Consider the following 24719-nt stretch of genomic DNA (forward strand, 5'->3'; position numbering starts at 1 on the left):
GGAACATGATGATTTATTACTTTCTTAGGAAAATCTAGTGGAGGGGCTGCCCGCACCAATTACGGAAAGAACGTCTCCCCCCCAACAGCAATCACAAACTCTATGATAATAGACTCATTTTCACGCTTTTACACAAAATTTACCCTATTTTGACAATATGTAATGTACGCTAAATGTATAGTCATATTTAGAGGAGGCGAAGCAATTTGAAGGTTGTAAACAAAAAGTTCATCAGCATTTTTTCAATTTTAATTATTTTTATGATTGCGTGTGGTCAAGTATCTCCAAGTCAAATGAGTGCAGCGGGAAATGGGACGTGGAGTTCGCCGTTCACTGTTGATCAGGCTTTATCCCATCAAGATGGTTCCACTCAGTCAGTGGAAGGGTATGTGGTCGGGCAGCCAACCTCTACGTCATCCGTTGTCACGAGTAACTTTCCAAACGATTACGCACTTGCCCTGGCGGATTCCCCGTCTGAATCCAATACGGATGAGATGGTTTATGTTCAAATTCCATCTTCCTACCGTTCAAACTTCGGATTGCAAAGTAACCCGGGTCTAATGGGTGGAAAAATCAAAGTGACGGGCAGTTTAACGGCCTATTTCTCTCATCCGGGAGTGAAGTCTACATCAGCATTTGAATCATTGGAAGATGGCGGGACTGATCCGACTGATCCTCCAACCGACCCAACCGATCCACCATCCTATGAAGAATATTACAACTCGGCTGAAGGGAAAACGGGCTCTCCTTTAAAAACAGCACTACATAACATCATTGATGATCATCAAACTCTTTCCTACGGCGATGTATGGGGAGCACTTCGAAATACAGACGAAGATCCGAACAACCCGGGTAACGTAATCCTCCTATACTCAGGCCGTTCCCAATCCAAAACGACAAACGGCGGTGGAGTCAACGACTGGAACAGGGAACACGTCTGGGCGAAATCCCACGGGGACTTTGGAACATCTCAAGGACCAGGGACGGACCTTCATCACTTGAGACCTACAGATGTAACCGTCAATTCTACAAGAAGTAATCTTGACTTTGATAATGGCGGGACTCAGCATGGTGAAGCACCAGGCAACTATTATGATGGGGATTCCTGGGAGCCCCGGGATGAAGTGAAAGGGGACGTCGCCCGTATGATTTTCTACATGGCGGTCCGCTATGAAGGGGACGGCGGGGAACTGGATTTAGAGATCAATAACAACGTGAACAATGGAAGTGCCCCTTATCACGGGAAAATGTCCGTTCTCCTTCAATGGAATGAACAGGATCCTGTGGATGAAAGGGAAATCAGACGCAACGATATCATCTTTGAACAATATCAAGGAAACCGAAATCCATTCATCGACCACCCTGAGTGGGCGGAAATGATCTGGTAAGTTGGATTGAGCCTGGAAGTTTCCGGGTTCTTTTTTTATTGAAAAATGAAGATGGATGGCGGGGAGGGGGGAGGGCACTCACGAAACTTTTTCAAGGACAATAAAGGAATCGGAGAGGGACGCCTCGAAATACATACGTCGAGGTGAAAATGACATGAAACGGTTATTGACGGGTACAAGAATTTATCTTTCCGGTTTTCAGGAGGAAGATGTTACGGCCATAAGGGAATGGAGTCAAAATGAAGAAATTCAGAGATTACTGGATGCTCTTCCCCATAAGCCGAAAGCAGAGGAAGATATTAAAAAATGGATGGGGGATCCAGGAGACAACGCCTATCGTTTTGCTATTCGTTTAAAGGACGATGGCAGGATCATTGGCTTTGTTGAATTGGACGGGATCCTATGGACGCACCGTGTCGGATGGGTCTCCATCTCAATAGGGGACGAACAGTCCTGGGGTAATGGATATGGCAAGGAAGCCATGAAATGTTTGTTGGCGTACGCTTTTCATGAGTTGAATTTATACCGAGTCCAATTAACGGTATTTTCATATAATGAGAGGGCCATGCGCTTATATGAGTCACTCGGATTCAAGAAAGAAGGAAGCTACCGTCAATTTTTACAAAGGGACGGAGATCGATACGACATGATCTTATACGGACTATTAGCGGAAGAATGGAAAGGTAATGTGAAAGAAGGATGATGGTGTCCTTCTTTTTTTTGACGTAGAAGGCATTTATTCCCTCATCCTCCACCTCCTCCGCTCCACATACAACAATCCTCCCATCCAGCCATGAAACAAAAAGCATCCCAGTAACAGAAACAACGATTGTACGTAGGTAAGCTGCATGATGACTAAGGGTGCTATGCTGGTTCCACCTAATAAAATAAAGGAGTACAGGCTGAGTGCCTGGCTTCGGTCATCTCCACTCATATCTCCGATTAAGGTAATGACGGTCGGAATCAACAATGAGATGGCGGAGATAAACAGGACTGAAGAAAGAACGATGAGGAAGGGTTCACTCAAGTGTACATAAATAAAAGCAATCAATACACTCGTAATGGAAATGGTTACTCCAATAAAAAGAGTTTTATAGGCTCCGATTGCTTCAAGAAGGCGACCGGTAAAGAGTGATAAGCTGACACCGATCAATCCGACTGCCCTTAGTAGAAAAAGCAGATTGGAATCACCCGTTAAGTACCGGGTCAAGCTGTCATAATAAGCAACAAAAGAGGCGAGGAGTGTGAAAACGATGCCGTAGCAATAAAGGAGTTCCTTTCTCAAAAGGAGTTTATAGATCGTGTTGACCTGGTGTTTGAAGGAAACGGCTCGGATGGATGTAGCGGGCAGAGTTTGTTTTCCCATTAAAAATAAAGAGGCGTACACCACTGCGAAAAAGAAGAATACTATCGTCCAGTTGCTATAGCGGGTGATTCCTTCACTGAGCAATTGGCCGAGGATGCCTGCGAACAGAAAACCGGAATTGATAAAAGCGAGAAGCAGCGTTCTCTTTCTTCCAGAAAACAAATCATACGTATAAGCAAAGGCGACAGGGGCAAAACTCCCCAAACAAAACCCTTGAATTCCCCGGGTGAAGAATAAACTCCAGAAATCACCTGCAATCCCCACCAAGCCTGTTGAAACAGCAGAGGCGAGCATTCCCCAAACGAGAATCTCTTTTTTTCCAACACGATCTGCGCTATTGGCAAAGGTTAGAAGACCACATGCGTAGAAAAAGATAAATGAGCTTCCAGCAATAACGACTTCACTTTGTGCTATGGAGAGGGAGGAAGCGATATTCCCGTAAATGGGAATGAACGTGTAAATATTACAAGCTACCATAATTGCCATCACAACAAGAACAGAAGCGATTCTGATAAAATATTGATTCATGAGCCATCACCTGCCTCTTTTACTGTATGCAGGTGTTCCAAATATTTTCAATAAAGATTGAGACGGGAAAGATTTGTTCGTGTGTACTATAATGAACCTATACAAAAATTCAACCTGCCTCATGGTTACAATAGATTAGTATAAGAAAGGGAGTGAGAAGATGGCTGTACGTTTTATTCTCGGGCGCTCTGGTACGGGGAAGACCCATCGCATATTAGATGAGATGAAGCAGAGCTTATTGAAAGAGCCGAATGGGGATCCCATCATCTATATCGTACCGGATCAGATGTCATTTATATCGGAATACGATCTTGTCAACACACCCGGATTAAATGGGATGATTCGTGGACAAGTGTTCAGTTTCACCCGGCTCGCGTGGAAGATTCTCCAGGAAACCGGCGGAATGAGCCGCTACCATCTATCCGATGTCGGCTTAAATATGATGATCAGGAAGATTATCGACGAAAATAAAGATCGCCTCCATATTTTCTCGAAGGCCGCGGATAAGCCTGGTTTCATTCATCATGTAGAATCCATGTTGACGGAATTCAAGCGTTATTGTATTTCGCCTAAGGATCTCGGGCAACTTGGAGGGGAAGATGAGCGGGATTCTAAGGTGTTGAAGGATAAGCTTCATGACCTTGAACTGATTTATGAGAAATTCGAGGAAAAGCTCCTAGGTAAATACATTGATTCAGAAGACTACTTTCAGCTGTTGGCTGATAATGTGAAAAACTCTGAGCTTCTTAGAGATGCAGAGATTTACATAGACGGCTTTCATAGCTTCACGCCCCAGGAATATCAGATAATCGATCAACTCATCCAGCATAGTAAGACAGTGACGGTCGCACTGACAACCGATCCGGAGCAGCAAATGGGCGCGATGAACGAGTTGAGCCTATATCGGATGACGAATGAAACATTCCATACTCTTCAGGATATAAGCTGTGCTGCGGGGAAGTCCATAGAAGAAGAGGTGTTAGTGAAGCGGATTCGCTATCACAATGACACGATGCTGCACCTCGAACGTCATTTTGAGGAACGGCCAACTGTTCCATGCGAAGAAGCAAAAGGATCCATTGAGTTTCTGGAAGCCTCTAATCGCCGTGCAGAGGTCGAAGGGATAGCAAGGGAAATCAGGAAGCTTGCCCGGGAAAAGGGATATCGCTACAAGGATATAGCGGTGCTGGTTCGAAACAGCCAGGACTACCGTGATAAGGTGGAAACGATTTTTCAAGATTATAGTATTCCATTTTTCCTTGATCAGAAGCGGACAATGTTAAATCACCCATTAATTGAGTTGATCCGCTCGACTCTGGAAATCATGAACACGAACTGGAGATATGAGCCTGTATTCCGGGCGGTGAAAACAGACCTGTTGTTTCCTTATCAAAAAAATCCAACCGATTTGCGGGAAAAAATGGACCGTTTGGAGAACTATGTGTTGGCATACGGGATCAAAGGAGATCGCTGGACGAAGAAAGATCGCTGGAAATATCGTCGCTTCCGTGGTCTTGAGCATGTGGACGCACCACAAACCGACCGTGAAAAGGAACTCGAGCATGAGATCAATGAGCTTCGTTTATTTATTTCTGCTCCTATCATCCGTCTCGGAAAACGATTGAAAAAGCAATCCACTGGACGGGAATTCTGTGAAACTCTCTATCTGTATCTGGAAGAGTTGGACATTCCGGCTAAGCTTGAACGTATGCGTATTGAAGCAGAAGAAAAAGGCGACTTGATTGCGGCAAGAGAGCATGATCAAGCGTGGTCAGCTGTAATGGACTTGCTTGATCAATATGTAGAAATGCTTGGTGATGAGGAAACGACGATGAAGAAATTCTCGTCGATCCTCGATGCAGGTATGGAAACGATGCAGTTCTCGTTAGTTCCCCCTGCCATTGATCAGGTCATTATTGCAGATCTTGAGAAATCAAGGCTCGGTGACATTAAAGCAGCCTTTATCATCGGAGTGAATGATGGGGTTCTTCCAGCGAAAATGAATGAAGACGGAGTCCTGTCAGATGAAGACCGCGAATCGTTGATCAATAGGGGCTTCAAGATAGCACCCAGTAACAGGACGAAGCTGTTGGACGAGGAGTTTGTAGCGTATAAAGCCTTTACGACCCCGAGTGAACGTTTATTTATAAGCTATCCGATTGCCAATGAAGAAGGAAAAGCGTTATTGCCATCCTCTTTCATCAAAAAGCTGAATGAAATGTTCCCGGATGCAAATACGAAGCTTCTTATTAATGAACCATCCGAGCTTTCTGAAGAAGAGCAGCTGCACTATGTTTGCCATCCCAATGTGACGATTTCTCATTTAACGTCGCAATTACAGTTAAAGAAGCGTGAATATCCAATCTATGATTTCTGGTGGGATGTGTATAACTTCTATGCAACGTCAAACGATTGGAAATGGCACTCACAGCATATTTTATCCAGTCTCTTCTACCAGAATCACGCGAAGCAGCTTTCTGAGGATACGAGCAGGGATCTGTATGGTGACCATATTTTAGCGAGTGTATCCCGAATGGAGCTGTTCCATAGTTGTCCGTTTTCTCATTTTGCCAGTCATGGGTTGAAGCTTAGAGAGCGGGATTTCTTTAAACTGGAGGCACCTGATATCGGGGAGATGTTCCATTCCGCTCTTAAATGGATATCAGAAGAAGTGGAGCGTCATGGTCTGACCTGGGCATCCTTATCAAAAGCCCAATGTCTCAAGCTTGCTAAAGAAGCTGTATTGATGCTGGCACCGAAGCTTCAGCACCAGATTCTGTTAAGCTCAAACCGCCATTATTATATCGCTCAGAAGCTTGAGCAAATCATAAGCCGTGCGAGCCTGATTCTAAGTGAGCATGCGAAGGCGAGTGGATTTATTCCTGTAGGGGTGGAGCTTGGGTTTGGACCTCATGCGACCCTGCCGCCGTTCCAGTTCCAGCTGAGAAATGGGACGAAAATGGAGCTTCAAGGAAGGATCGACCGGGTAGACAAAGCAGAGGATGCAAGTGGAGTTTACCTAAGGATCGTTGATTACAAATCGAGTGCGAGAGATTTGGATATGACGGAAGTGTACTATGGATTAGCGCTTCAAATGCTGACGTATTTAGATATTGTGTTAATGAACTCTAAACAATTTGTCGGGAAGGAAGCAAAGCCTGCAGGCGTGCTCTATTTCCACGTTCATAACCCTATGATCAATAGTAAGAAAATCTTGACGATGGATCAGATTGAAAAGGAAATCTTCAAGAGTTTTAAGATGAAGGGACTCGTTCTGGGAGACTCTGACATCGTTCGGTTAATGGATCAAACGCTAGATACGGGGAACTCAGATATCATCTCTGCCGGGATCAAGAAGGATGGATCATTATCCTCCCGTTCAAAAGCAGCTTCAACGGAAGACTTTCACTATATGCGTCAGCATGTGAGAAAGCTATATGAAGCGTCAGGGAACCGGATTGTGTCAGGTGAGACCGATATTACTCCTTACAAGCTGAAGGACCGTACACCATGTCAGTTCTGTTCGTTCCGTTCCGTTTGTCAATTCGACCAATCACTTGAAGAAAACGAGTACAGAGTGCTTCCAACGGCAAAACCAGAAGATCTATTAAGGAAAGTGAGAGAGGAGGTTGAGTCCAATGAGTAAAGGTACGATACCGGCAAAGCCTGATCATGTTACATGGACGGATGATCAGTGGAAGGCGATTTGGGCAAAAGGTCAGGACATACTCGTAGCAGCTGCTGCAGGATCAGGGAAGACTGCAGTTCTTGTAGAGAGGATCATTCAGAAAATCCTCTCTGAAGAAGACAGAATGGATGTAGATGAACTATTGGTAGTAACCTTTACGAATGCATCTGCCGCAGAGATGAGGCATCGGATCGGGCAGGCATTGGAAAAGGCGATTGATGAGGATCCTCATTCCCATCATTTAAGAAAGCAGCTGAGCTTACTGAACCGAGCTTCCATTTCGACTCTTCACTCTTTTTGCCTTGAAGTGATTCGTAAATATTATTATCTAATCGACATTGACCCGGGTTTTCGGATTGCCGATGAAACAGAAGGGGATCTGCTGCGTGATGAAGTGCTTGATGAGCTGTTTGAAGAGGAATACGGAAAAAAACATAATCATGATTTCTTTACACTGGTAGATACATTTACCAATGATAGAAGTGACGGGGCTCTTCAGGATATGATCCGTAAACTGTATGACTTTTCACGTTCCCATCCGAACCCGGACGATTGGCTGAGAGGGTTGGAAGAGATGTATGACATCCAAGAAGGTGTAGAGATCGATCACCTTCCTTTCATTCAGCCGCTCCTTACCGATATTCGCTTACAGCTTCATGGGGCGAAAAGCTTGTTTCAGCGTGCATTGGATCTGTCTCGGGTTCCTGGAGGTCCGGGCCCAAGAGCTGAAAACTTTCTAAGTGATATAGAGATTGTCGAGAGCCTTGAAGAAAGCCTGCACATATCATGGAATGCTTTGTATGAAACGATTCAAACCTTACCTTTTATAAAGTTAAAAGCTTGTCGAGGGGATGACTATAACAAGGATATCGTTGATGAAGCGAAAAAGCTTCGGGATCAAGGGAAGAAAACGTTAGAAAAACTGCAGGAAGATTTTTTCTCTAGAAGACCGGAATCATTCATTGAGGATATGAAGAAGATGAGAGCAGTGATTCACACCCTGGCAGAAGTGGTGGTGGAATTCGGCAAGCGTTTCAGACAAGTGAAAGAAGAAAAGGGACTCGTTGACTTTGCGGATTTAGAGCATTTTTGTCTCGATATTTTAAGATCTCCTGCTTCAGATGCTTTACTTCCTTCAGAAGCTGCAAAGCAATATAAAAAGAAATTCAAAGAAGTACTGGTCGATGAATATCAGGATACGAATATGGTTCAGGAATCGATTCTTCTTCTCATTACTGAAGAACGTGAAGAAGTAGGGAACCGTTTTATGGTAGGAGATGTAAAGCAATCCATCTATCGCTTCCGATTGGCAGAACCGAATTTGTTTTTAGGAAAGTATACCCGCTTTCTTCCTGTAAGCGGAGAAGCAGGATGGAAGATCGATCTATCTCAAAACTTCAGAAGCCGGAAAGAGGTATTGGAGGGAACCAACTTTTTATTCAAGCAAATAATGGGGTCCTCGGTTGGTGAGATGGAATATAACCGTGAAGCGGAGCTTGTGAAGGGGGCTCCTTACCCGGAGGAGAAAGAGTACCCGATCGAAGTAGCGATCATCAATCAGGAATCAGAGGAAGCTAGTTGGGATGAAGAGGAGTTGTCCATTTTTGATGAGGGTGATATTGAGAAATCCGTACTTGAAGCCCGCTACATGGCGAGTAAAGTGAAGGCCATGATTGAAGAGCGTACACCGATCTATGATGCCAAAACGAAGACCGAGCGCCCGATTCAGTACAAGGATATTGTGATATTGCTTCGTTCCATGCCTTGGGCGGCAGAAATTATGGAAGAATTCAAACGGCAAGGAATTCCGATTTATGCAAATCTGTCTACTGGTTATTTTGAAGCAACCGAGATCGCGATTATGCTTTCACTGCTGAAAGTGATTGACAATCCGTATCAGGATATCCCCCTGGCATCGGTTCTTCGTTCACCGGTTGTGGGGCTGGACGAGCAGGGTCTTGCAAGCATTAGGATTCATTCGAGAGCGGGAACGTATTACGAAGCCTTGAAGAAATTTGCAAGTGAAAAACCAAGTAACGCACGGGAAGAAGAAACGTTTGAAAAGGTTAAAGTGTTTCTTTATCACCTTCAAAACTGGCGAACGAAGGCTAGACAAGGATCGGTTACGGAGCTGATTTGGCAATTGTACCGGGACACCCGATTCTATGATTATGTCGGAGGAATGGCCGGGGGGAAACAGCGTCAGGCAAACCTTCGGGCACTATACGACCGTGCCCGCCAATACGAATCAACGTCCTTCAGAGGATTATTCCGCTTCCTTCGTTTCATTGATCGGATGAGGGAAAGAGGTGATGACCTCGGGGTAGCGAGAGCTCTCAGTGAACAGGAGGATGTGGTCCGCTTAATGACGATTCACTCCAGTAAAGGCCTTGAGTTCCCGGTTGTATTTGTCGCTGGTACGTCGAAGCAATTCAATCTCATGGATTTGAACGCGTCCTATCTATTAGATAAAGATCTGGGTTTTGCTACAAAGTATACAGACCCAGGGAAGCGAATCAGTTATCCATCCCTTCCCCAGCTGGCATTTAAGAGGAAGAAGCGCATGGAGTCCATCTCAGAGGAAATGCGGGTGCTCTATGTGGCGTTAACCCGTGCAAAAGAGAAACTATTCTTAGTGGGAACCGTGAAAAGCTTAGAGAAGTCCCTTAAGAAATGGCGGGGTGCTTTAGGTCAGACAGAATGGTTGTTATCTGACTATGACCGGGCAGGGGCCAGTTCTTATCTTGATTGGATAGGTCCGTCCCTCATGAGACACCCCAGTTGTGGAGAGCTTAGTGAAGATGCGGACTTAGGAGGAAGTGGGATCGATGAAGAGATTCTAAAGCATCCGTCTTGCTTTCATATCACGACGATTCATAAGACTGAGCTGGGTGCAGAAGAAGATGAGTCATTGAGTGAAGAAGACAATTGGAAAGAACAAGTGAAGACCGGTGGAGAAGTGGATATAGAGTCCATTCATAAAGAAGAGGTATTGCACCGATTGTCGTGGAAGTATCCACATCTGAGTGCCACAAACCTTCGCTCTAAGCAATCGGTTTCTGAGCTGAAGCGAATGGTGGAAATAAGGGATGAAGCCTCCAGTATCGATATTTTGCGGCGCCATCAGAAGCCTGTGTACAATCGTCCGCAATTCATGCAGTCTAAAGAGCTGTCTCCTGCTGAAAGAGGAACAGCCATGCACACAGTCATGCAGCATATTTCTCTTGGGGATGGTGTACCTTCAGAAGAAGATGTAAAAGAGTTGCTATCGACGTTAGTTCATAAAGAAATCCTGACGGAAGAACAGGAAAGAGCAATCTCGTTAGACAACATCGTTGGATTCTTCCAAAGCGACCTTGGGAAACGTTTGGTTCAGGCAGCGAATATCCAACGGGAAATCCCATTCAGCATGAGTGTCCCTCTGAGTGAAATATCGGAATCAGGAGAGGGTTCCCCGGAAGAAACAATTCTCGTTCAAGGGGTCATTGACTGTGTATTCCGGGATGAATCGGGAATTGTGATGTTGGATTACAAAACGGATGGCATCCATGATCGATATAAGGATGGTTTTAGAGAAGCAAGACCGATACTGGAAGAGCGTTATAGAGTGCAAATTGAATTATATACCCGTGCATTGGAATCGATTTGGAAAGAAACGGTGTCAGAAAAGTATCTTTACTTTTTTGATGGAGGGCATGTGTTGGAACTATAAAGAAGAACCACTTTGAAGCACTTGTCTTCAAAGTGGTTTTTTAAAGTGATAAAAATAGGGAATATCTATACTAAGTACATACAGGAAGGGCATGAGATGAGTAAAAAAACGATTGGTACATGTGAATTATGCTCTCGTCAGAATGTAGAAACCAAGATCCATCATCTGACACCTAAAGAGGTGGGGGGAACCTTCCTTCCCACAGCACAACTTTGTATACCGTGTCATGAACAAATTCACTCCCTCTATACAAATGATGAATTGGGAGTAAGATTGAACACCATCGAAAACTTGAGGGGGGATGAAAAGATTCATAAGTTCATTAAGTGGATCCGAAAGCAGCCCTCCACTAAATTGGTGAAGACAAAGAAGAGTATAGAACGTCGAAAGAAACGATAATGAATCAAAAAAACAAAAAGCCGCATAAGGGCTTTTTGTTTTTTAATTATTTCCAGTGATTGGTTGATCCACGACATTGCAATCAAATGTGGTACTTACGCTGAAGACATTATAACTTAACTGAAATGGTCCAGTATTAAAGCCGCCGGCACCACCGAAAGTCTTGGAAGCTGACTTAGGTGAAATAATGGCCGTATCTCCAAACTGAACATTTCCTCCACCAACGTTAAGAATAGCGACAGGACCTACTAAAGCGGGCATAATCAACATCCTCTTTTTATTTGTCTATAATGTTAGCCTATGTGAACTTATGGGGAAGGTTCTTCGTTCATCCGTGTACAGAAAAAAACACCACGAATCAATTTGGTTCATCGATCGTTTCAAATGTTTGGGGAGTGTCATCTTCCTTATTTTCCAATTGCCGGATATTTTTCACCCTTGCTTCCATATACACATTGCAGGTATTCCCTACATGAATAATGGAAGAGGAGGAGGTCGCTCGAATATACATGTTGTCGACCTTGATGGGGCAAAGATTGAGGCGGCTTACCCGAATGTCGGGATTGATAGCAGGAAGGTCGATCGGATTTTGGAAAACGTCTGAATCGAAGCTTCCCTCACTCGTCAGAAAGAATTCTTTTTCACGTTGCACCGCATAAGCCATTGAGCGAGCGCAAATATTTTGAGAATCACCAATTTGATAAACCGAACTAAAGGCCAGAGTGATACCATCAAGCTTGTTTACGAAGGAATATCGTTTCATCAATAAATCATCCTTTAGGGGTAAGAGGGACAAATGGACCGATGATCAGGGACTCAGGGGGGGTGTCGAATGCAGAGGCCAATTGAATGATATCTGCATCTCCAACAAGCACGAGGGAAGAACTCGCCACCCCTGCAATTTCAATATTTCCAACCGATAGTTCACGATTGATGACCTGGAGGTTCATTGTTCTTCATTCCTTCCATATTATTTGGGATTTGTGACATAAAGGAGAAAAGGGCCGTTTCAATATCCTTTTTGATTTTGCTGATGATTTTCCGTTCCCATTCACCTTCTTGTTGTTTTGAGTCAATATAGGGGATGTTCTGTAAATAGAAATCGATTCTTTGTGGCATCTGGTTTAAGAGATCCTGCTGAATCATCTCGTAATAAGATGGATCCAGAGACCGCTGAAATTGCATTTCATTATCCTGAATAAGACTTGGTAATTCTGAATCGATATACGCCTTGATTTCTGCAGTGATTCTTTCTTTATAGGGCTTGATGTCCTTTATTGATTTGACATCGACATTTTGGTCGACGGCCAGATCCTCTATCGTTTCTTTTAAGTTATTTGGGTTCAATCCAATATTCAGGGTGCCATCAAGAGATTCCACTTTAAGCTGATCAAATTTGTATTCGATTCTTTCAACATTGATTTTAGGTGCATCCCTTAGAGTTATTACTTCTTGTGACAGCTCATTTACTTTATTTTCCAACGCGACAATTTTCGTGTTCAACATCTCGATATACTGATAGAGTTGTTGGGGGGTCATATAGTAATTGTTCATACTGCCACCTCTTTCTTTTGTCGCGATTTAGTTTACCTTGGCGATTGCAGTGGAACGAGGGGAGTTATAGAAGGAGGCGGTTTCCCATTTCCGTTTTTTTCCGCCTCTGGAGCAGGCTCCGTGTAGCCCCCTGTATTATATAAGAAGTCATTTGTTGTGATTTGACCGCATGTTCCGATCTGAAAGATGGAGGAATTGGACATTCCCCCGATTTTAATAAATTGAATCTGTATGGATTGTTGAACATAATAATTCGTCATTCGGCATCACACTCATAGGTTAAAGTTTATTCCTTGGTCCATTCCATCATCGTCCACGGTATAGGTCAAGGAGCTTTCATTGTAGACTGAAATCCCCTTTCCAGTTATGAACGAACCTGCCCCTGCGAAAGTCTTGGCTGTGGAAATCGGACTAATGTTAAATACATCTCCTATATGGAAGACGGCACTTGAACCGACGCTAACGACTTGAGCAATTCCTACGATTGCGGGCATATCAACTCACACCTTTAAGACAAAATTAATTATTGTTATTCTATGTGAGAGAAATGAATAGGTGATAATCGCCTAATTTCATATTTAGAGTTAAAATGAAACAGAGAATACTTTATCGGAGGAACTGTACATGAACACGTTATCGCCAACTGAGCATTCAGAACGTATTGTAAGTCTTGATGTGATCCGGGGTTTTTCATTGCTCGGGATCTTTATCATCAACATGATTTCCTTTCATTCCCCATTTCTGTATCTTGATCCGTATTCCTGGTGGAAAACACCTGAAGATGTCGCCTTGTATCCATGGATCGATGTATTGGTCCAAGCAAGCTTCTATCCTCTATTTGCCATGATGTTTGGATATGGTTTGGGCATTCAGCAGCAAAGAGCCACTGCTAAAGGAACGTCTTTCTATCTATTTGGAGTCAGAAGGCTTCTTATCTTATTAGTGATTGGCTCCATTCATGCTTTCCTTATTTGGTCGGGAGATATCTTAATTAACTATGCCGCATTCGGGCTGCTGCTGCTCGTATTTATGAGGCTGTCTGGAAAGGGATTATTGTGGTTAGGGGGATTATTATTTCTGCTGCCTCAATTATTTTTCAGTATACTGCTGGTATTAATGACATTCGCAGATCCGACTGGCGTAACGCAGTTCACTGATATCCAGTCGCTGCAAAATTCTGTTGCGGCTTATGCATCCGGAAGTTTCAGCAGTATTATGGAGCAGCGTTTTCAGGACTGGTATGCGGTGAATTCACCAGGCAACCTCATATTCTTATTACTTTCTATCTTACCAATGATGATGATTGGGGCAGGGGCTAGTAAACTGCAACTCTTGGAAAAGGTAAGAGATTATAAGAAGACATGGATTATAATAGGAAGCTGTACTTTGGCGATTGGGATTTTCATTAAAACAATGCCATTATTCATCCAGTCCAATTTTGCATATGCATACATTCAAGACTTTTTGGGAGGTCCGTTCTTATCAGTATCTTATGCAATAATCCTTTCATTATTATTGTTGAATGAAAAAATCATGAAAGGGAGCAAGCCTTTAGCCTCAGTAGGGAAAATGTCCTTGACGAACTACCTTCTGCAATCGATCGTCGGCACACTGATATTCTATTCGTATGGATTTGGACTCTATGGAGAAGTGACGTTAACGACGGGGACTATGCTGGCAGTTGGGATTTATGTCATTCAAGTCATCCTATCAGAGATTTGGTTATCCAAGTTTAAATACGGTCCTGTTGAGAAGCTGTGGCGTGTATTAAGCTATGGAAGAAGCACTGTGGTGAAAAAAGGAGAGTTATAGTTTATCAATCAAACGAAGGGGATGTGTAAGGGATGAAATTTGTTAGCTATCAGGTTGGAGATAGACAGACGTATGGTGTCGAACGAGATGCCAGAATTATAGAGTTAGCAGGTTTGCACGGCTTGCCTCAGGATTTACTTGGTGGGATAGAACAGGGGGAAGGCTTTTTTCAAAAGGTGAAAAATGTTCTTCAGGACGATTCGGTTGAACCCCCCACTTATTCGCATGATGAGATAAAGTGGCTTTCACCTCTTCCAAAAGTGAAGAGGAATATTATGTGTGTGGGTAAAAATTATCGTGATCATGCCATCGAAATGGGCAGCGAACAGGATATCCCGAAAGACATCATGATCTTCACTAAAGCCACCAATACCGTAATCGGTCATGGTGAAACGGTGCTGCACCATGGTGAAGTGACCGAGGAGCTTGATTATGAAGGAGAGCTTGCTGTCGTGATTGGCAAGAGAGGGAAAGGGGTTTCCCCGGAAGACGCCTTGGATTACGTATTTGGATACACGATACTCAATGATATAACTGCCAGGGATCTGCAGAAGAAGCATGGCCAATTTTTTATCGGTAAGAGCCTTGATACAACATGTCCGATCGGTCCGTATCTTGTCACGAAGGATGATATAGCCGACCCGCAGAATCTGGAAATCAAGACGAGGGTAAATGGTGAAACCCGTCAGTCTTCGAACACAAGTGAAATGATATTCAACATTCCCACCATCATTTCTACATTATCAAAGGGTATGACTCTTGAGCCTGGTGATATCATTGCTACCGGGACCCCTGCTGGAGTTGGAAAAGGCTTCAAGCCCCCGCTTTTCCTGAAGAAGGGTGACAGAGTGGAAATCGAAATTGAATCTCTCGGAATTTTGACAAATCAGTTACAGGCCTAGTTAAAATTTCTGTTGGAGTTAAGACTATGGTAATATTATGAACGTAAACTATCTACATGTAGGAGGTTCATTATGTTTGATAATACACATGCCCATATTACAACTTGGGTGATTGCGATTATTCTTTTCTTTGTAGCGGTTGGCTTACATAATGCAGGAAAGAAAAAAGGCATGAAAGTTGTACATATGATCTTAAGGTTATTCTACCTGCTCATCATTTTAACGGGTGCCCTATTATTCTGGAAGCATCAAGGGATTAATCCTGCCCTATATGGCATTAAAGGATTGGTTGGGATCTGGGTCATCGGGATGTTCGAGATGGTCTTGGTTCGCATGAATAAAGGCAAGAGTACGAAGGTGTTCTGGATTCAATTGCTCATCGCTTTAATCATTGTTCTTTATTTGGGATTACGTTTGCCTCTGGGCTTGAATTTCCTTGGATAGAGAGTAATAGAAAAAAAAGCAAATGTATGTCGGATACCGACAGGCATTTGCTTTTTTCTATTTAGGTTCATGAATGGATTAAATATTAAAACTTTCAATCACAATTCGTCTCCCCGTACTTAATGTGAATTCAAAGCGGTCCCGCTTCTTTTTGTAATAGGTGAAGTGGTGCTGGACAGCACATACTTCTACACCGTTATCGAAGGTGATGAAGTTAACTCCTTCTTTAATCTTTTGATTTCCAAGGAAAACCAGGTGGTTATGGCAAAAGATACTATCATAAATAGAATAACCCAGATTGTTTAAGGCCGTTGTAAACTGATGAAAAGCATCATCAGAAATCTCTCCCATTAAATTCTCCAACGAATACAATATATTCTTCTTTATTTGAATTCGATCGCCATTCTCGATTCTTAATCGTTCATACGGTGTGACAATGATTCCATCTTCCAACAAAATACCTGCAAGCCAGTCGCCATCTCTATATACTTTCAATTCATGATTGAGGTAAAATTCGAGCTCAGACTCTTCCTCGGCATCAATTTCGAAAAAGTACCATGTATCATCTTCGAAAAGAGCAGTGCCTTCGGAATAGGACCTTTTTTGGGATCTTAAAATGTTTGATCGAAATGTGTTGCTCAAGTGAATATCCCTCCTTAACTACATTTCTTGTCATAATTATCATATTTCATTCATGTGAAAATTGATTGAGACAATTAACCATTTCCTGCCCGGAGCATAGAATAATTTATGTGTCCGTGAGCCCAGTTTGTTTGATTAGAAAGTGAGGATGATCACCATGTGCGGAATTACAGGTTGGATTCATTATAAACGAGATTTGTCTGATCAAAAAGAAGTAGTGGAAAAAATGGCAGAAACCCTTTCTAAAAGAGGGCCAGATGAAACGAATGTATGGATTGATCACCATGTTGCGTTTGGTCATAAACGATTGATAGTAGTAGATCCTGCAGGAGGAAGGCAGCCTATGAGCATTCAGCATAACGGGCGCCTTTTCACCATCTGCTACAATGGAGAACTTTACAATACAGAAGATTTGAGAAAAGTACTTATTTCAAAGGGTTATACCTTCAGAGGACATTCTGATACGGAGGTCCTGTTAACGTCTTATATAGAGTGGCGTGAAGATTGTGTCCATCACCTAAATGGGATTTTTGCCTTTGCTGTATGGGACAGTGAAAAGGAGCATGTATTTATAGGCAGGGACCGAATGGGCGTAAAGCCTTTATTTTATTTTGAAAAGGAAGAAGGAATCCTCTTCGGTTCCGAACTCAAAGCGTTACTGGCCCACCCTGATGTTTTACCCCAGGTGGATCATCAGGGATTGGCGGAAGTATTGGGACTGGGACCATCCCGTACGCCTGGTAATGGAGTGTTTAAAGGAGTGAAAGAGCTCCGTCCTGCTCATGCTTTGATATTCTCCAAAGATGGCTTGAAAATATGGAGATACTGGAATGTGAAGAGCGAGGAGCATACAGACTCTTTTAGTGAAACAGTGTCAAAGGTGCGCTTCCTTTTGACTGATGCCATCGAGAGGCAGCTAGTTTCCGATGTGCCGCTTTGTACGTTCTTATCAGGCGGACTCGATTCCAGTGCGATTACAGCGGTGGCTGCGAACAGCTATAAAAAAGAAGGAAAAGGGAAACTCCACACCTATTCCATTGATTATGAAGAAAACGAACAATACTTTAAAGCGAATGATTTTCAGCCTAATTCCGATGCGCCATGGATAGAAGAGATGACTTCGGAATTCGATACTGAGCACCATCGCTGTGTCATCAGCCAGCAGCAATTGAAGGACTATTTGACAGAAGCAGTTCATGTAAGAGACTTACCGGGAATGGCGGACGTTGATTCATCCCTACTATGGTTCTGTCGCGAAATTAAACAGGACTTCACGGTGGGGTTATCGGGAGAATGTGCGGATGAAATATTCGGGGGTTACCCTTGGTTTCACCGACCTGAAGATTTCGATCGCAGAGGATTTCCTTGGATGCGATCCACGGCTGAGCGTCAAGGCCTTCTGAAAGAAGAATGGAGTAAGAAATTAAACCTGGAAGAATATGTGCTGGAGCAATATGATCGCACAGTGGCAGAAACCCCATTATTAGAAGGGGAAAGTGAAGTTGAATCGAAAAGAAGGCAATTATTCTATCTGAATTTACTTTGGTTCATGACGACATTGTTAGATCGTAAAGATCGGATGAGTATGGGTGCAAGCTTGGAGGTCCGTGTGCCATTTGCTGATCATAGACTCGTAGAATACGTCTGGAATATTCCATGGGAGATGAAAATGCACGATGGAAGAGAAAAAGGCATTCTTCGAAAGGCTCTTGAAGGAGTATTGCCTGACGAAGTCCTTTATCGTAAAAAAAGTCCGTATCCCAAGACCCACCACCCCGAGTACACGAAGCTTGTCAGTGAATGGTTGAAAGAAATACTCGAAGACAAATCAAGTGTTCTTTATGAATTATTCGATGAAGAAAAATTGAAAGAAATCGTTTCAACAGGCGGATCGGCCTTTCAGGTACCGTGGTACGGCCAACTCATGACCGGCCCCCAGTTACTTGCCCACCTGGCCCAGATTCATGTTTGGTTTAAGGATTATAATGTAGAGATTGTGGAATAGTAGGCGTACGAAAAAGGTGAGCTCCTTATATGAAAGGAGCTCACCTTTTTGTTGTGATCTTCCGTCGGTAATCTATCCTGGTAATTACGAAGAATTAAGAGACAGGTACAAACATAGATTTAAAGTAATAATGAAGAGAAAGGGAGGCATAGTAAAAGGAAAGGAACCTTTTGCATGCCTCTTTTCTATTGGTAAAAGGTCCAAATCCTAACATGAGAGTTGAAAAACTGTAAGCCTATTTTGGGTGTTCATTTTATGGGAGACAAGCCCCTTATTAATGATGAAAAAATTAAATCTAAAAAAATAGTGTTTAAACTTTGTTTCTACTGGGAAAGAGTTGTATAATCATATGTATAACTATTGTATAATGATTGTACAAATAAAAATACATTGGAGGCTATAACAATGGCCAAGAAAATGATCGTCATAGGCGCTGGTCCAGGTGGCTTAGCAGCGGCAATGCTGCTGGCCGGCAAGGGATATGATGTGGAAGTATATGAGAAGCAAACATTTGTTGGCGGACGGAACGGTGCTGTCACCATGGACGGGTATACGTTCGATATTGGCCCCACGTTCTTGAGTATGCCGGAAATTGCTGAGGAATTATTCGAGGCGGCAGGAAGGAATCTTCATGACTATGTGGATTTACAAGAGCTCTCCATGATGTACGAACTTATATTTAAAGATAAAAGGGTCCAGATGTTCAAAGACCCGGAGTTGCTTTCTGAAGAAATCGAGCGTCATTATCCAGGGAATGCAGAAGGATATACTCGTTTTATGAATGATACACGTAAAAAAATGGAACGGTTAAAACCAATTCTTCAAAGTCCGATGGATCGATATTATCAATATATCAGCTGGAAGGTTTTGAGAGCCCTTCCCCAATTATCATTGGGAAAATCACTTTATAGTGTGTTAAGTGATTATTTCACCAATCATGAATTGCGGTTAGCCTTTACCTTTCAATCGAAATATTTAGGAATGTCACCATGGGAGTGTCCGGGAGCATTCTCGATTCTGTCCTTCATGGAGCATGAATATGGCATATTTCACCCGATCGGCGGGGTAAATCAGCTATCGAAAGCCATGGCCAAAGTAGTGACGGAGCATGGTGGTTCCATCCATTTGGGTCGCGGGGTCAAAAAATTGTGGATTGAGGATCGAAATGTGGTGAAGGGAATCATTACAGAAGATGGAGAACAGGTTTCCGCAGATGAAGTCATCATTAATGGAGATTTCGCTCATGTGATGAGTAACCTTGTGGAAGATGGGGTTCTCAAGAAATACAGTAAAGAAAAACTGAAGAAGAAGAAGTATTCCTGCTCGACCTTCATGATCTATCTTGGAATCGATAAACAATTTGATCTTCCTCATCACAGCATCCTGTTTGCAGAGGACTATAAGAAAAATGTGGAGGAAATAACGGAGTCGTTTACACTTCCCGAAGATCCCTCCATTTATATTCAGAATGCTTCTGTGACAGATAAAACGCTTGCTCCTCCAGGACATTCCACTTTATATATCCTTGCTCCCGTTCCGAATAATGTAAGCGGGATCGATTGGACAGAGAATGAACAAATGTTCCGTAATCTCGTTCTGGATGCAGTTGAAAGCAAAACGAACTTAAAGAACATTCGGGAACATATCCAGGTTGAAAAAATCATCTCGCCTCATCATTGGGAGGAAGACTTCAATATTTATCAAGGTGCGACCTTTAATCTCGGTCACCAATTAACTCAAATGATGGCACTCAGACCTCATAATAAATTTGAAGAGCTTGAAAACTGCTGGCTGGTCGGGGGAGGAACCCATCCGGGAAGCGGGTTGCCTACAATATTAGAATCAGCACGGATTACAACGAATATGCTGCTGAACGAAGATCCGTCCTATTCCTTTACTAAAGACCAAACAATGGGGGAAGCATTATGAAAACGGCGGTTGTTGGATCTGGTATAGGAGGGTTGATATCGGGACTGTTACTTACAAAAGATGGTCATGAAGTTACCGTTTATGAAAAGGAGTCAACCATTGGTGGGCGGCTTGCCTTTGTTCAAGAAGGTGAATACAAAATTGATAAAGGACCGACCATCGTGCTCCTGCCTGAAATGCTGCTTTCCATTCTCTCAGAAGCAGGAATAAATACAGACGAAATTGAATTCGTCCGTTGTGATCCTTTGTATAATGTTCATTTTGCAGACGGTCAAACGTATAAAAAATATGCTGATATGGATAAGCAATACGAAGAAATCAAGCAGCAGTTTCCTGGGGATGAAGATGGGTTTCTGAAATTCATGGAAGATATGGATGAACGATTTAAGATCGGTAAGCCTCAATTTCTTGAATCCTCATTTTTAAAAACAAAAGACTATCTGAACCGGGAAACGATTGCCTCACTGATTAAGTTAAAAGCATATCGAAATGTGATGGGGAATTTAAGGCATTATTTTAAACATGAAAAACTCCAAACCGCTTACGGGCTTCAGACCTTATATATTGGCGGGAATCCCTATACGACTCCGGCGATTTATAGTTTAGTATCTTATAGCGAGCATAAACATGGGATCTACTATATAAAAGGTGGTTATGCCAGTCTTTTGGATCATGTGCAGCTGGCATGTGAACGAAATGGTGTAAACATCAAGACATCTTCACCTGTCACAGAAATCGAGACTACTGGGGATAAAGCGACTCACATCGTCCTCGGAAATCGTAGAGAAGAAATAGATGCAGTGATCATCAATGGTGATTTTCCTACGGCAACAAAACTAGTAAAGAAGAATGAGTCTAAACCTTACAAGCCTTCATCTGGTTGCGTGCTAATGTATATGGGCGTGGATGGAAAGTTTGAAGAAAAGGAAATGCACCAATTTTATTTAAATGAATATTTCTCTGACAATATGGAGGATATTTTCAAAAATAAGAGAATTCCTAAGGAACCTTCATTTTACGTATTTAATCCGTCTAAGGTTGATTCATCCTTGGCACCTGAAGGGAACAGTGTCCTATACGTCCTAATCCCTGTTCCGGTTTCCGAGAAATTGGACTGGGAGGAAGCTTCAGAATTTCTTTCCACTTACGTATTGGATACAATGGAGAAAAGGGGCTTCGAAGAGTTAAGAAAACGAATTAAGTGGATGAAAGTCAGGACACCAGAAGAGGCAAAACAAGAAGGGTTATATTCAGGGGGAAGCTTCGGTATTGCACCCAGTTTAGGTCAATCAGGCCCGTTTAGGCCACAGGTACAACCGTTTGCAGAAAAGAATATCTTTGCTGTGGGAGCATCCATCCATCCTGGTGGGGGAGTACCCATCGTCATGCAGGGGGCAAAACTCGTAGCTGAAACCTTCAAAGAACATTATAAAACGGAGTTGGAAAGGAAGGATGTGACCTTACATGAACAAGATCTTGGAAGCATACGATCATTGTGAGAATATCATTAAACTTCACTCAAAGACATTTTACAGAGCATTCTCCCTGTTACCAAAGGACCAAAAGAAAGCTGTATGGGCAGTATACGCATTCTGTCGCAGAGTGGATGATATCGTAGACGAGGGGACGAAACCTTCTGAGCAATTACTGCAATTCGAAATGGAATTCGAATCGTTTTTAACAGGTTCTTTTAATGAAGAAGAACTTATATGGGTAGCCTTGGACGATGTATTTAATCATTTCAATATGGACATCGGAGCTTTTCGGGATATGATTAAAGGGCAACGAATGGATTTGAACGGGAGAATTTATGTGACGATGGATGATGTACTGGACTATTCTTATCACGTTGCGAGCACTGTAGGGTTAATGCTTCTTCCTATTCTTGCTCCCGGGAAAGAACATCAATTAAGGGAAGATGGTATCTACTTAGGTTATGCCATGCAGCTTACCAATATATTAAGAGATATCGGCGAAGACCTGGAAAGAGGGAGGCTATATATCCCGCAGGATTTATTAGTTAAATATGAATATACCGTAGCAGAATTCATGGATCATAGAAATAATGCTGCATTCCAGTCCATATGGGAAGAAATGGCCAGGATTGCAGAACACTATTATGAGAAAGCTTTCCGTACAATGAATCTTTATCCTTTGTATTCAAGGACTCCGGTAAAGGGTGCGGCATTATTATATCAAGCCATCCTGGGTGAGGTAAGAAGTAATCACTATAATGTTTTTTCCAAGAAACATTTCGTATCAAATGATATAAAAGAAAGAATCATTTCAACCATTTCGTAAATAAGCCCGTATGGAAGCTTTAGTTGAAAGCTTTCCATATGAGCTTATTTTTGTTGAAGGCAGAAAAAAGAGCCGCTCTTGGCAGCTCCCAATCTGATTATATTGTGTTTCGCTGATTCATGGTTTCACTCACTTCACCTGTACCAATCGAATTTAATCGATCAACTAAATCAGATCCAAAAGGAGAAGAGGAAGAAACATTTGATTCTAATACAGTATCCTTTAATTCATAAGCATTCGACCCATGCTCTGTAAAGTCCAGTCCTGAAAGTTCTTCTTCACGTGAAACGCGAATACTTGCCACTCTCGTTACGATGAACAGGAACCCTCCGACAGTGACGGAGGTCCAGGCAATAACGGCTAACACGCCCAGGGCTTGGGTGGCTACTAAAGAAACGCCCCCGCCATAGAACAAACCGTTCGAAACATCAAACAATCCAACAGCTACCGTACCCCAGACCCCGCAAATTCCATGTACTGCAATGGCACCCACAGGATCATCGACTTTAAGTTTAGAGTCAATTACGGTTACGGCTTCGACAAGGATCACTCCTGCAATAAGTCCGATAATGAGTGAGCCCGCGAGAGATACATTGGCACAGCCGGCGGTTATACCGACAAGTCCGCCCAAAGCTCCGTTTAACGTCAGGGAAGGATCGATTCGTTTAAATCTTACTAGTGTATAGAAAGCTGATGATAGAATGGCAGCAGATGCTGAGAATAAAGTTGTTGTAATGACGTGAGGTACAAGCGTGGGATCAGCGGCCAAGCTGCTGCCTCCATTGAATCCAAACCAGCCGAACCAAAGGATGAATACCCCAAGGGCACCGATCGGGATATTATGACCAGGAATGACATTCACTTTACCTTTATTGTATTTGCCGATACGTGCTCCAAGGAAGAGTACCGTAATGAAGGCTCCGACAGCACCTGTTAAATGAACGACAGTAGATCCGGCGAAATCAACGAATCCAAGCTCAGAAAGCCATCCGCCTCCCCAAATCCAATGTCCGACAATCGGATAAATGATTCCAGTCATTGCAATGGTTAACATAATATAACTTTTAAGCTTCATTCGTTCAGCTACAGCACCTGAAATGATCGTTGCACAAGTGGCGGCGAACACGGATTGGAATAGGAAGAAGCCGATATCTTCACGCCCTGAAAGGAAAAAGCTATCGGTACCGATGATGCCACCTGACGTTCCTCCAAACATAAAACCAAACCCAACAATGAAAAACAGAACAGAAGCGATGGCAACAGTTAAGAAGTTTTTCATCAGGATATTAAGAGAGTTCTTGGCCCGGGTAAATCCGGTCTCGACCATGGCGAATCCAGCGTGCATGAAAAACACAAGGACTGCAGCGATCATGACCCATAGGGAGTCAACGGATGCCTGAACAGATTCTGCGGTAGGGGCAGCAGCGAAAGCAGTAGTGCTCACAAACAGTGACAGAAGCAACAGAACAGAAATTTTTTTAATCAATGGTATCCCTCCAAAATTGGTTTGGTAAAGCGGCTTAGTGATTGAGTTAAGAATGAAGTGATCTATAAAACGGCTTTTTTTCCTCGTTCACCAGTGCGGATGCGAATGACATCTTCGACCGGATAGATGAAAATCTTTCCGTCTCCTACGGTATCGGTACTGCAGTGCTCAACAATGAGGTCAATGATGTCTTCAACCTGACCATCGTCGACGATCATTTCCACTTTTACACGGGGGACTAACTGCAGTTCGAATTTATTCCCTCTGAAAATCCCTTGCTTTCCTTTCTGTTTTCCACAGCCAGCTGCTTCTGATACGGTTAGCCCGCTGAATCCACGAAGGCATAACGCTTCTCGCAGTGACAAGAATGCTTCTGCACGAATAATCGCTTCTCCTTTTTTCATTGTTTTTTCCTCCTTTTGTTTTTTGTTCTTTCAATCTTGGATAAATCGATTCTATGATGTTAGGTTTTATGACATGAATAAGTTATATTATTTATCATATTCAGAAAATAACAAAAGTTCAAGTATTAATTTATCATGTAAGCGTTTTTATGTAAAAAA

The 24719-nt window shown here is 42.8% G+C and carries 22 protein-coding genes; 12 read left to right on the forward strand and 10 right to left on the reverse strand.

From position 1 onward, the window contains the following. The first annotated feature begins 206 nt into the window (after window positions 1–206). A complete protein-coding gene (locus FZC88_RS01120; RefSeq protein ID WP_397541162.1) occupies window positions 207–1388 on the forward strand; it encodes an endonuclease in 1182 nt (393 codons plus the stop codon). Window positions 1389–1542: 154 nt separating this feature from the next. Continuing rightward, complete coding sequence (locus FZC88_RS01125; RefSeq protein ID WP_148993352.1) at window positions 1543–2091, forward strand: GNAT family N-acetyltransferase; 549 nt, start codon at window positions 1543–1545, stop codon at window positions 2089–2091. Between the two features lie 33 nt (window positions 2092–2124). On the opposite strand, the gene FZC88_RS01130 is transcribed toward FZC88_RS01125, so the two are convergent. Next, window positions 2125–3282, reverse strand: a complete 1158-nt coding sequence (locus FZC88_RS01130; RefSeq protein WP_148993353.1) for an MFS transporter — start codon at window positions 3280–3282, stop codon at window positions 2125–2127. 160 nt (window positions 3283–3442) lie between these two features. On the opposite strand from FZC88_RS01130, the gene addB reads away from it, so the two are divergent. The 3 genes from addB to FZC88_RS01145 all read left to right on the forward strand — a co-directional run bounded on the left by addB (window position 3443) and on the right by FZC88_RS01145 (window position 11081). After that, window positions 3443–6928: a helicase-exonuclease AddAB subunit AddB gene (addB, locus tag FZC88_RS01135; RefSeq protein WP_148993354.1), complete on the forward strand. Its 3486-nt coding sequence runs from the start codon at window positions 3443–3445 to the stop codon at window positions 6926–6928. Then, window positions 6921–10682, forward strand: a complete 3762-nt coding sequence (gene addA / locus FZC88_RS01140) for a helicase-exonuclease AddAB subunit AddA (RefSeq protein ID WP_148993355.1) — start codon at window positions 6921–6923, stop codon at window positions 10680–10682. The genes addB and addA overlap by 8 nt, the downstream gene beginning before the upstream one ends. A gap of 96 nt (window positions 10683–10778) precedes the next feature. Further along, the gene (locus FZC88_RS01145; protein WP_148993356.1) at window positions 10779–11081 is read left to right on the forward strand and encodes an HNH endonuclease; all 303 of its coding nucleotides are present in this window, start codon (window positions 10779–10781) and stop codon (window positions 11079–11081) included. A gap of 42 nt (window positions 11082–11123) precedes the next feature. On the opposite strand, the gene FZC88_RS01150 is transcribed toward FZC88_RS01145, so the two are convergent. From FZC88_RS01150 to FZC88_RS01175, 6 genes are all read right to left on the reverse strand, one after another. Next, window positions 11124–11342: a spore germination protein gene (locus FZC88_RS01150; protein WP_044337736.1), complete on the reverse strand. Its 219-nt coding sequence runs from the start codon at window positions 11340–11342 to the stop codon at window positions 11124–11126. A gap of 97 nt (window positions 11343–11439) precedes the next feature. Next, window positions 11440–11844, reverse strand: a complete 405-nt coding sequence (locus FZC88_RS01155; RefSeq protein WP_148968419.1) for a spore germination protein GerPE — start codon at window positions 11842–11844, stop codon at window positions 11440–11442. Window positions 11845–11851: 7 nt separating this feature from the next. Beyond that, window positions 11852–12031, reverse strand: a complete 180-nt coding sequence (locus tag FZC88_RS01160) for a spore gernimation protein GerPD (protein WP_148968420.1) — start codon at window positions 12029–12031, stop codon at window positions 11852–11854. Then, complete coding sequence (gene gerPC, locus FZC88_RS01165; RefSeq protein ID WP_148993357.1) at window positions 12006–12635, reverse strand: spore germination protein GerPC; 630 nt, start codon at window positions 12633–12635, stop codon at window positions 12006–12008. Before gerPC ends, FZC88_RS01160 begins: the two co-directional genes overlap by 26 nt. Window positions 12636–12667: 32 nt before the next feature. After that, the gene (locus FZC88_RS01170) at window positions 12668–12895 is read right to left on the reverse strand and encodes a spore germination protein GerPB (RefSeq protein WP_148993358.1); all 228 of its coding nucleotides are present in this window, start codon (window positions 12893–12895) and stop codon (window positions 12668–12670) included. A gap of 12 nt (window positions 12896–12907) precedes the next feature. Then, on the reverse strand, window positions 12908–13129 hold the full coding sequence (locus tag FZC88_RS01175; protein ID WP_138777268.1) for a spore germination protein: 222 nt from the start codon (window positions 13127–13129) through the stop codon (window positions 12908–12910). Between the two features lie 130 nt (window positions 13130–13259). Between FZC88_RS01175 and FZC88_RS01180 the strand changes: the two genes are divergently transcribed. From FZC88_RS01180 to FZC88_RS01190, 3 genes are all read left to right on the forward strand, one after another. Continuing rightward, window positions 13260–14447, forward strand: coding sequence for a DUF418 domain-containing protein (locus tag FZC88_RS01180; protein ID WP_148993359.1), 1188 nt, complete (start codon window positions 13260–13262; stop codon window positions 14445–14447). Window positions 14448–14479: 32 nt separating this feature from the next. Next, window positions 14480–15349, forward strand: coding sequence for a fumarylacetoacetate hydrolase family protein (locus FZC88_RS01185; RefSeq protein WP_148993360.1), 870 nt, complete (start codon window positions 14480–14482; stop codon window positions 15347–15349). Between the two features lie 72 nt (window positions 15350–15421). Then, the gene (locus tag FZC88_RS01190) at window positions 15422–15793 is read left to right on the forward strand and encodes a YisL family protein (protein ID WP_148968425.1); all 372 of its coding nucleotides are present in this window, start codon (window positions 15422–15424) and stop codon (window positions 15791–15793) included. 78 nt (window positions 15794–15871) lie between these two features. Here the strand turns inward: FZC88_RS01190 and FZC88_RS01195 are convergent, their stop codons facing one another. After that, complete coding sequence (locus FZC88_RS01195; RefSeq protein ID WP_148993361.1) at window positions 15872–16435, reverse strand: DUF2777 family protein; 564 nt, start codon at window positions 16433–16435, stop codon at window positions 15872–15874. A 148-nt stretch (window positions 16436–16583) separates the two neighbouring features. Here FZC88_RS01195 and asnB point away from each other — a divergent pair, with 148 nt between their 5' ends. The 4 genes from asnB to FZC88_RS01215 all read left to right on the forward strand — a co-directional run bounded on the left by asnB (window position 16584) and on the right by FZC88_RS01215 (window position 22670). After that, a complete protein-coding gene (gene asnB, locus FZC88_RS01200) occupies window positions 16584–18440 on the forward strand; it encodes an asparagine synthase (glutamine-hydrolyzing) (RefSeq protein ID WP_148993362.1) in 1857 nt (618 codons plus the stop codon). A 405-nt stretch (window positions 18441–18845) separates the two neighbouring features. Next, window positions 18846–20369 carry a phytoene desaturase family protein gene (locus FZC88_RS01205; RefSeq protein ID WP_148993363.1) on the forward strand — a complete coding sequence of 508 codons (1524 nt, stop codon included), beginning with the start codon at window positions 18846–18848 and terminating at the stop codon, window positions 20367–20369. Beyond that, complete coding sequence (locus tag FZC88_RS01210) at window positions 20366–21868, forward strand: phytoene desaturase family protein (RefSeq protein WP_148993364.1); 1503 nt, start codon at window positions 20366–20368, stop codon at window positions 21866–21868. Before FZC88_RS01205 ends, FZC88_RS01210 begins: the two co-directional genes overlap by 4 nt. Further along, window positions 21834–22670: a phytoene/squalene synthase family protein gene (locus FZC88_RS01215; protein ID WP_148993365.1), complete on the forward strand. Its 837-nt coding sequence runs from the start codon at window positions 21834–21836 to the stop codon at window positions 22668–22670. Before FZC88_RS01210 ends, FZC88_RS01215 begins: the two co-directional genes overlap by 35 nt. A 97-nt stretch (window positions 22671–22767) precedes the next feature. On the opposite strand, the gene FZC88_RS01220 is transcribed toward FZC88_RS01215, so the two are convergent. Both FZC88_RS01220 and FZC88_RS01225 read right to left on the reverse strand, forming a co-directional pair. Next, window positions 22768–24156, reverse strand: coding sequence for an ammonium transporter (locus FZC88_RS01220; protein WP_148968431.1), 1389 nt, complete (start codon window positions 24154–24156; stop codon window positions 22768–22770). Between the two features lie 62 nt (window positions 24157–24218). Further along, entirely contained in the window at window positions 24219–24560 is a 342-nt protein-coding gene (locus FZC88_RS01225; RefSeq protein WP_148993366.1) for a P-II family nitrogen regulator, read from the reverse strand. Window positions 24561–24719 lie beyond the last annotated feature (159 nt).

Source organism: Rossellomorea aquimaris, from assembly GCF_008180865.1.
Classification (GTDB): domain Bacteria; phylum Bacillota; class Bacilli; order Bacillales; family Bacillaceae_B; genus Rossellomorea; species Rossellomorea yichunensis.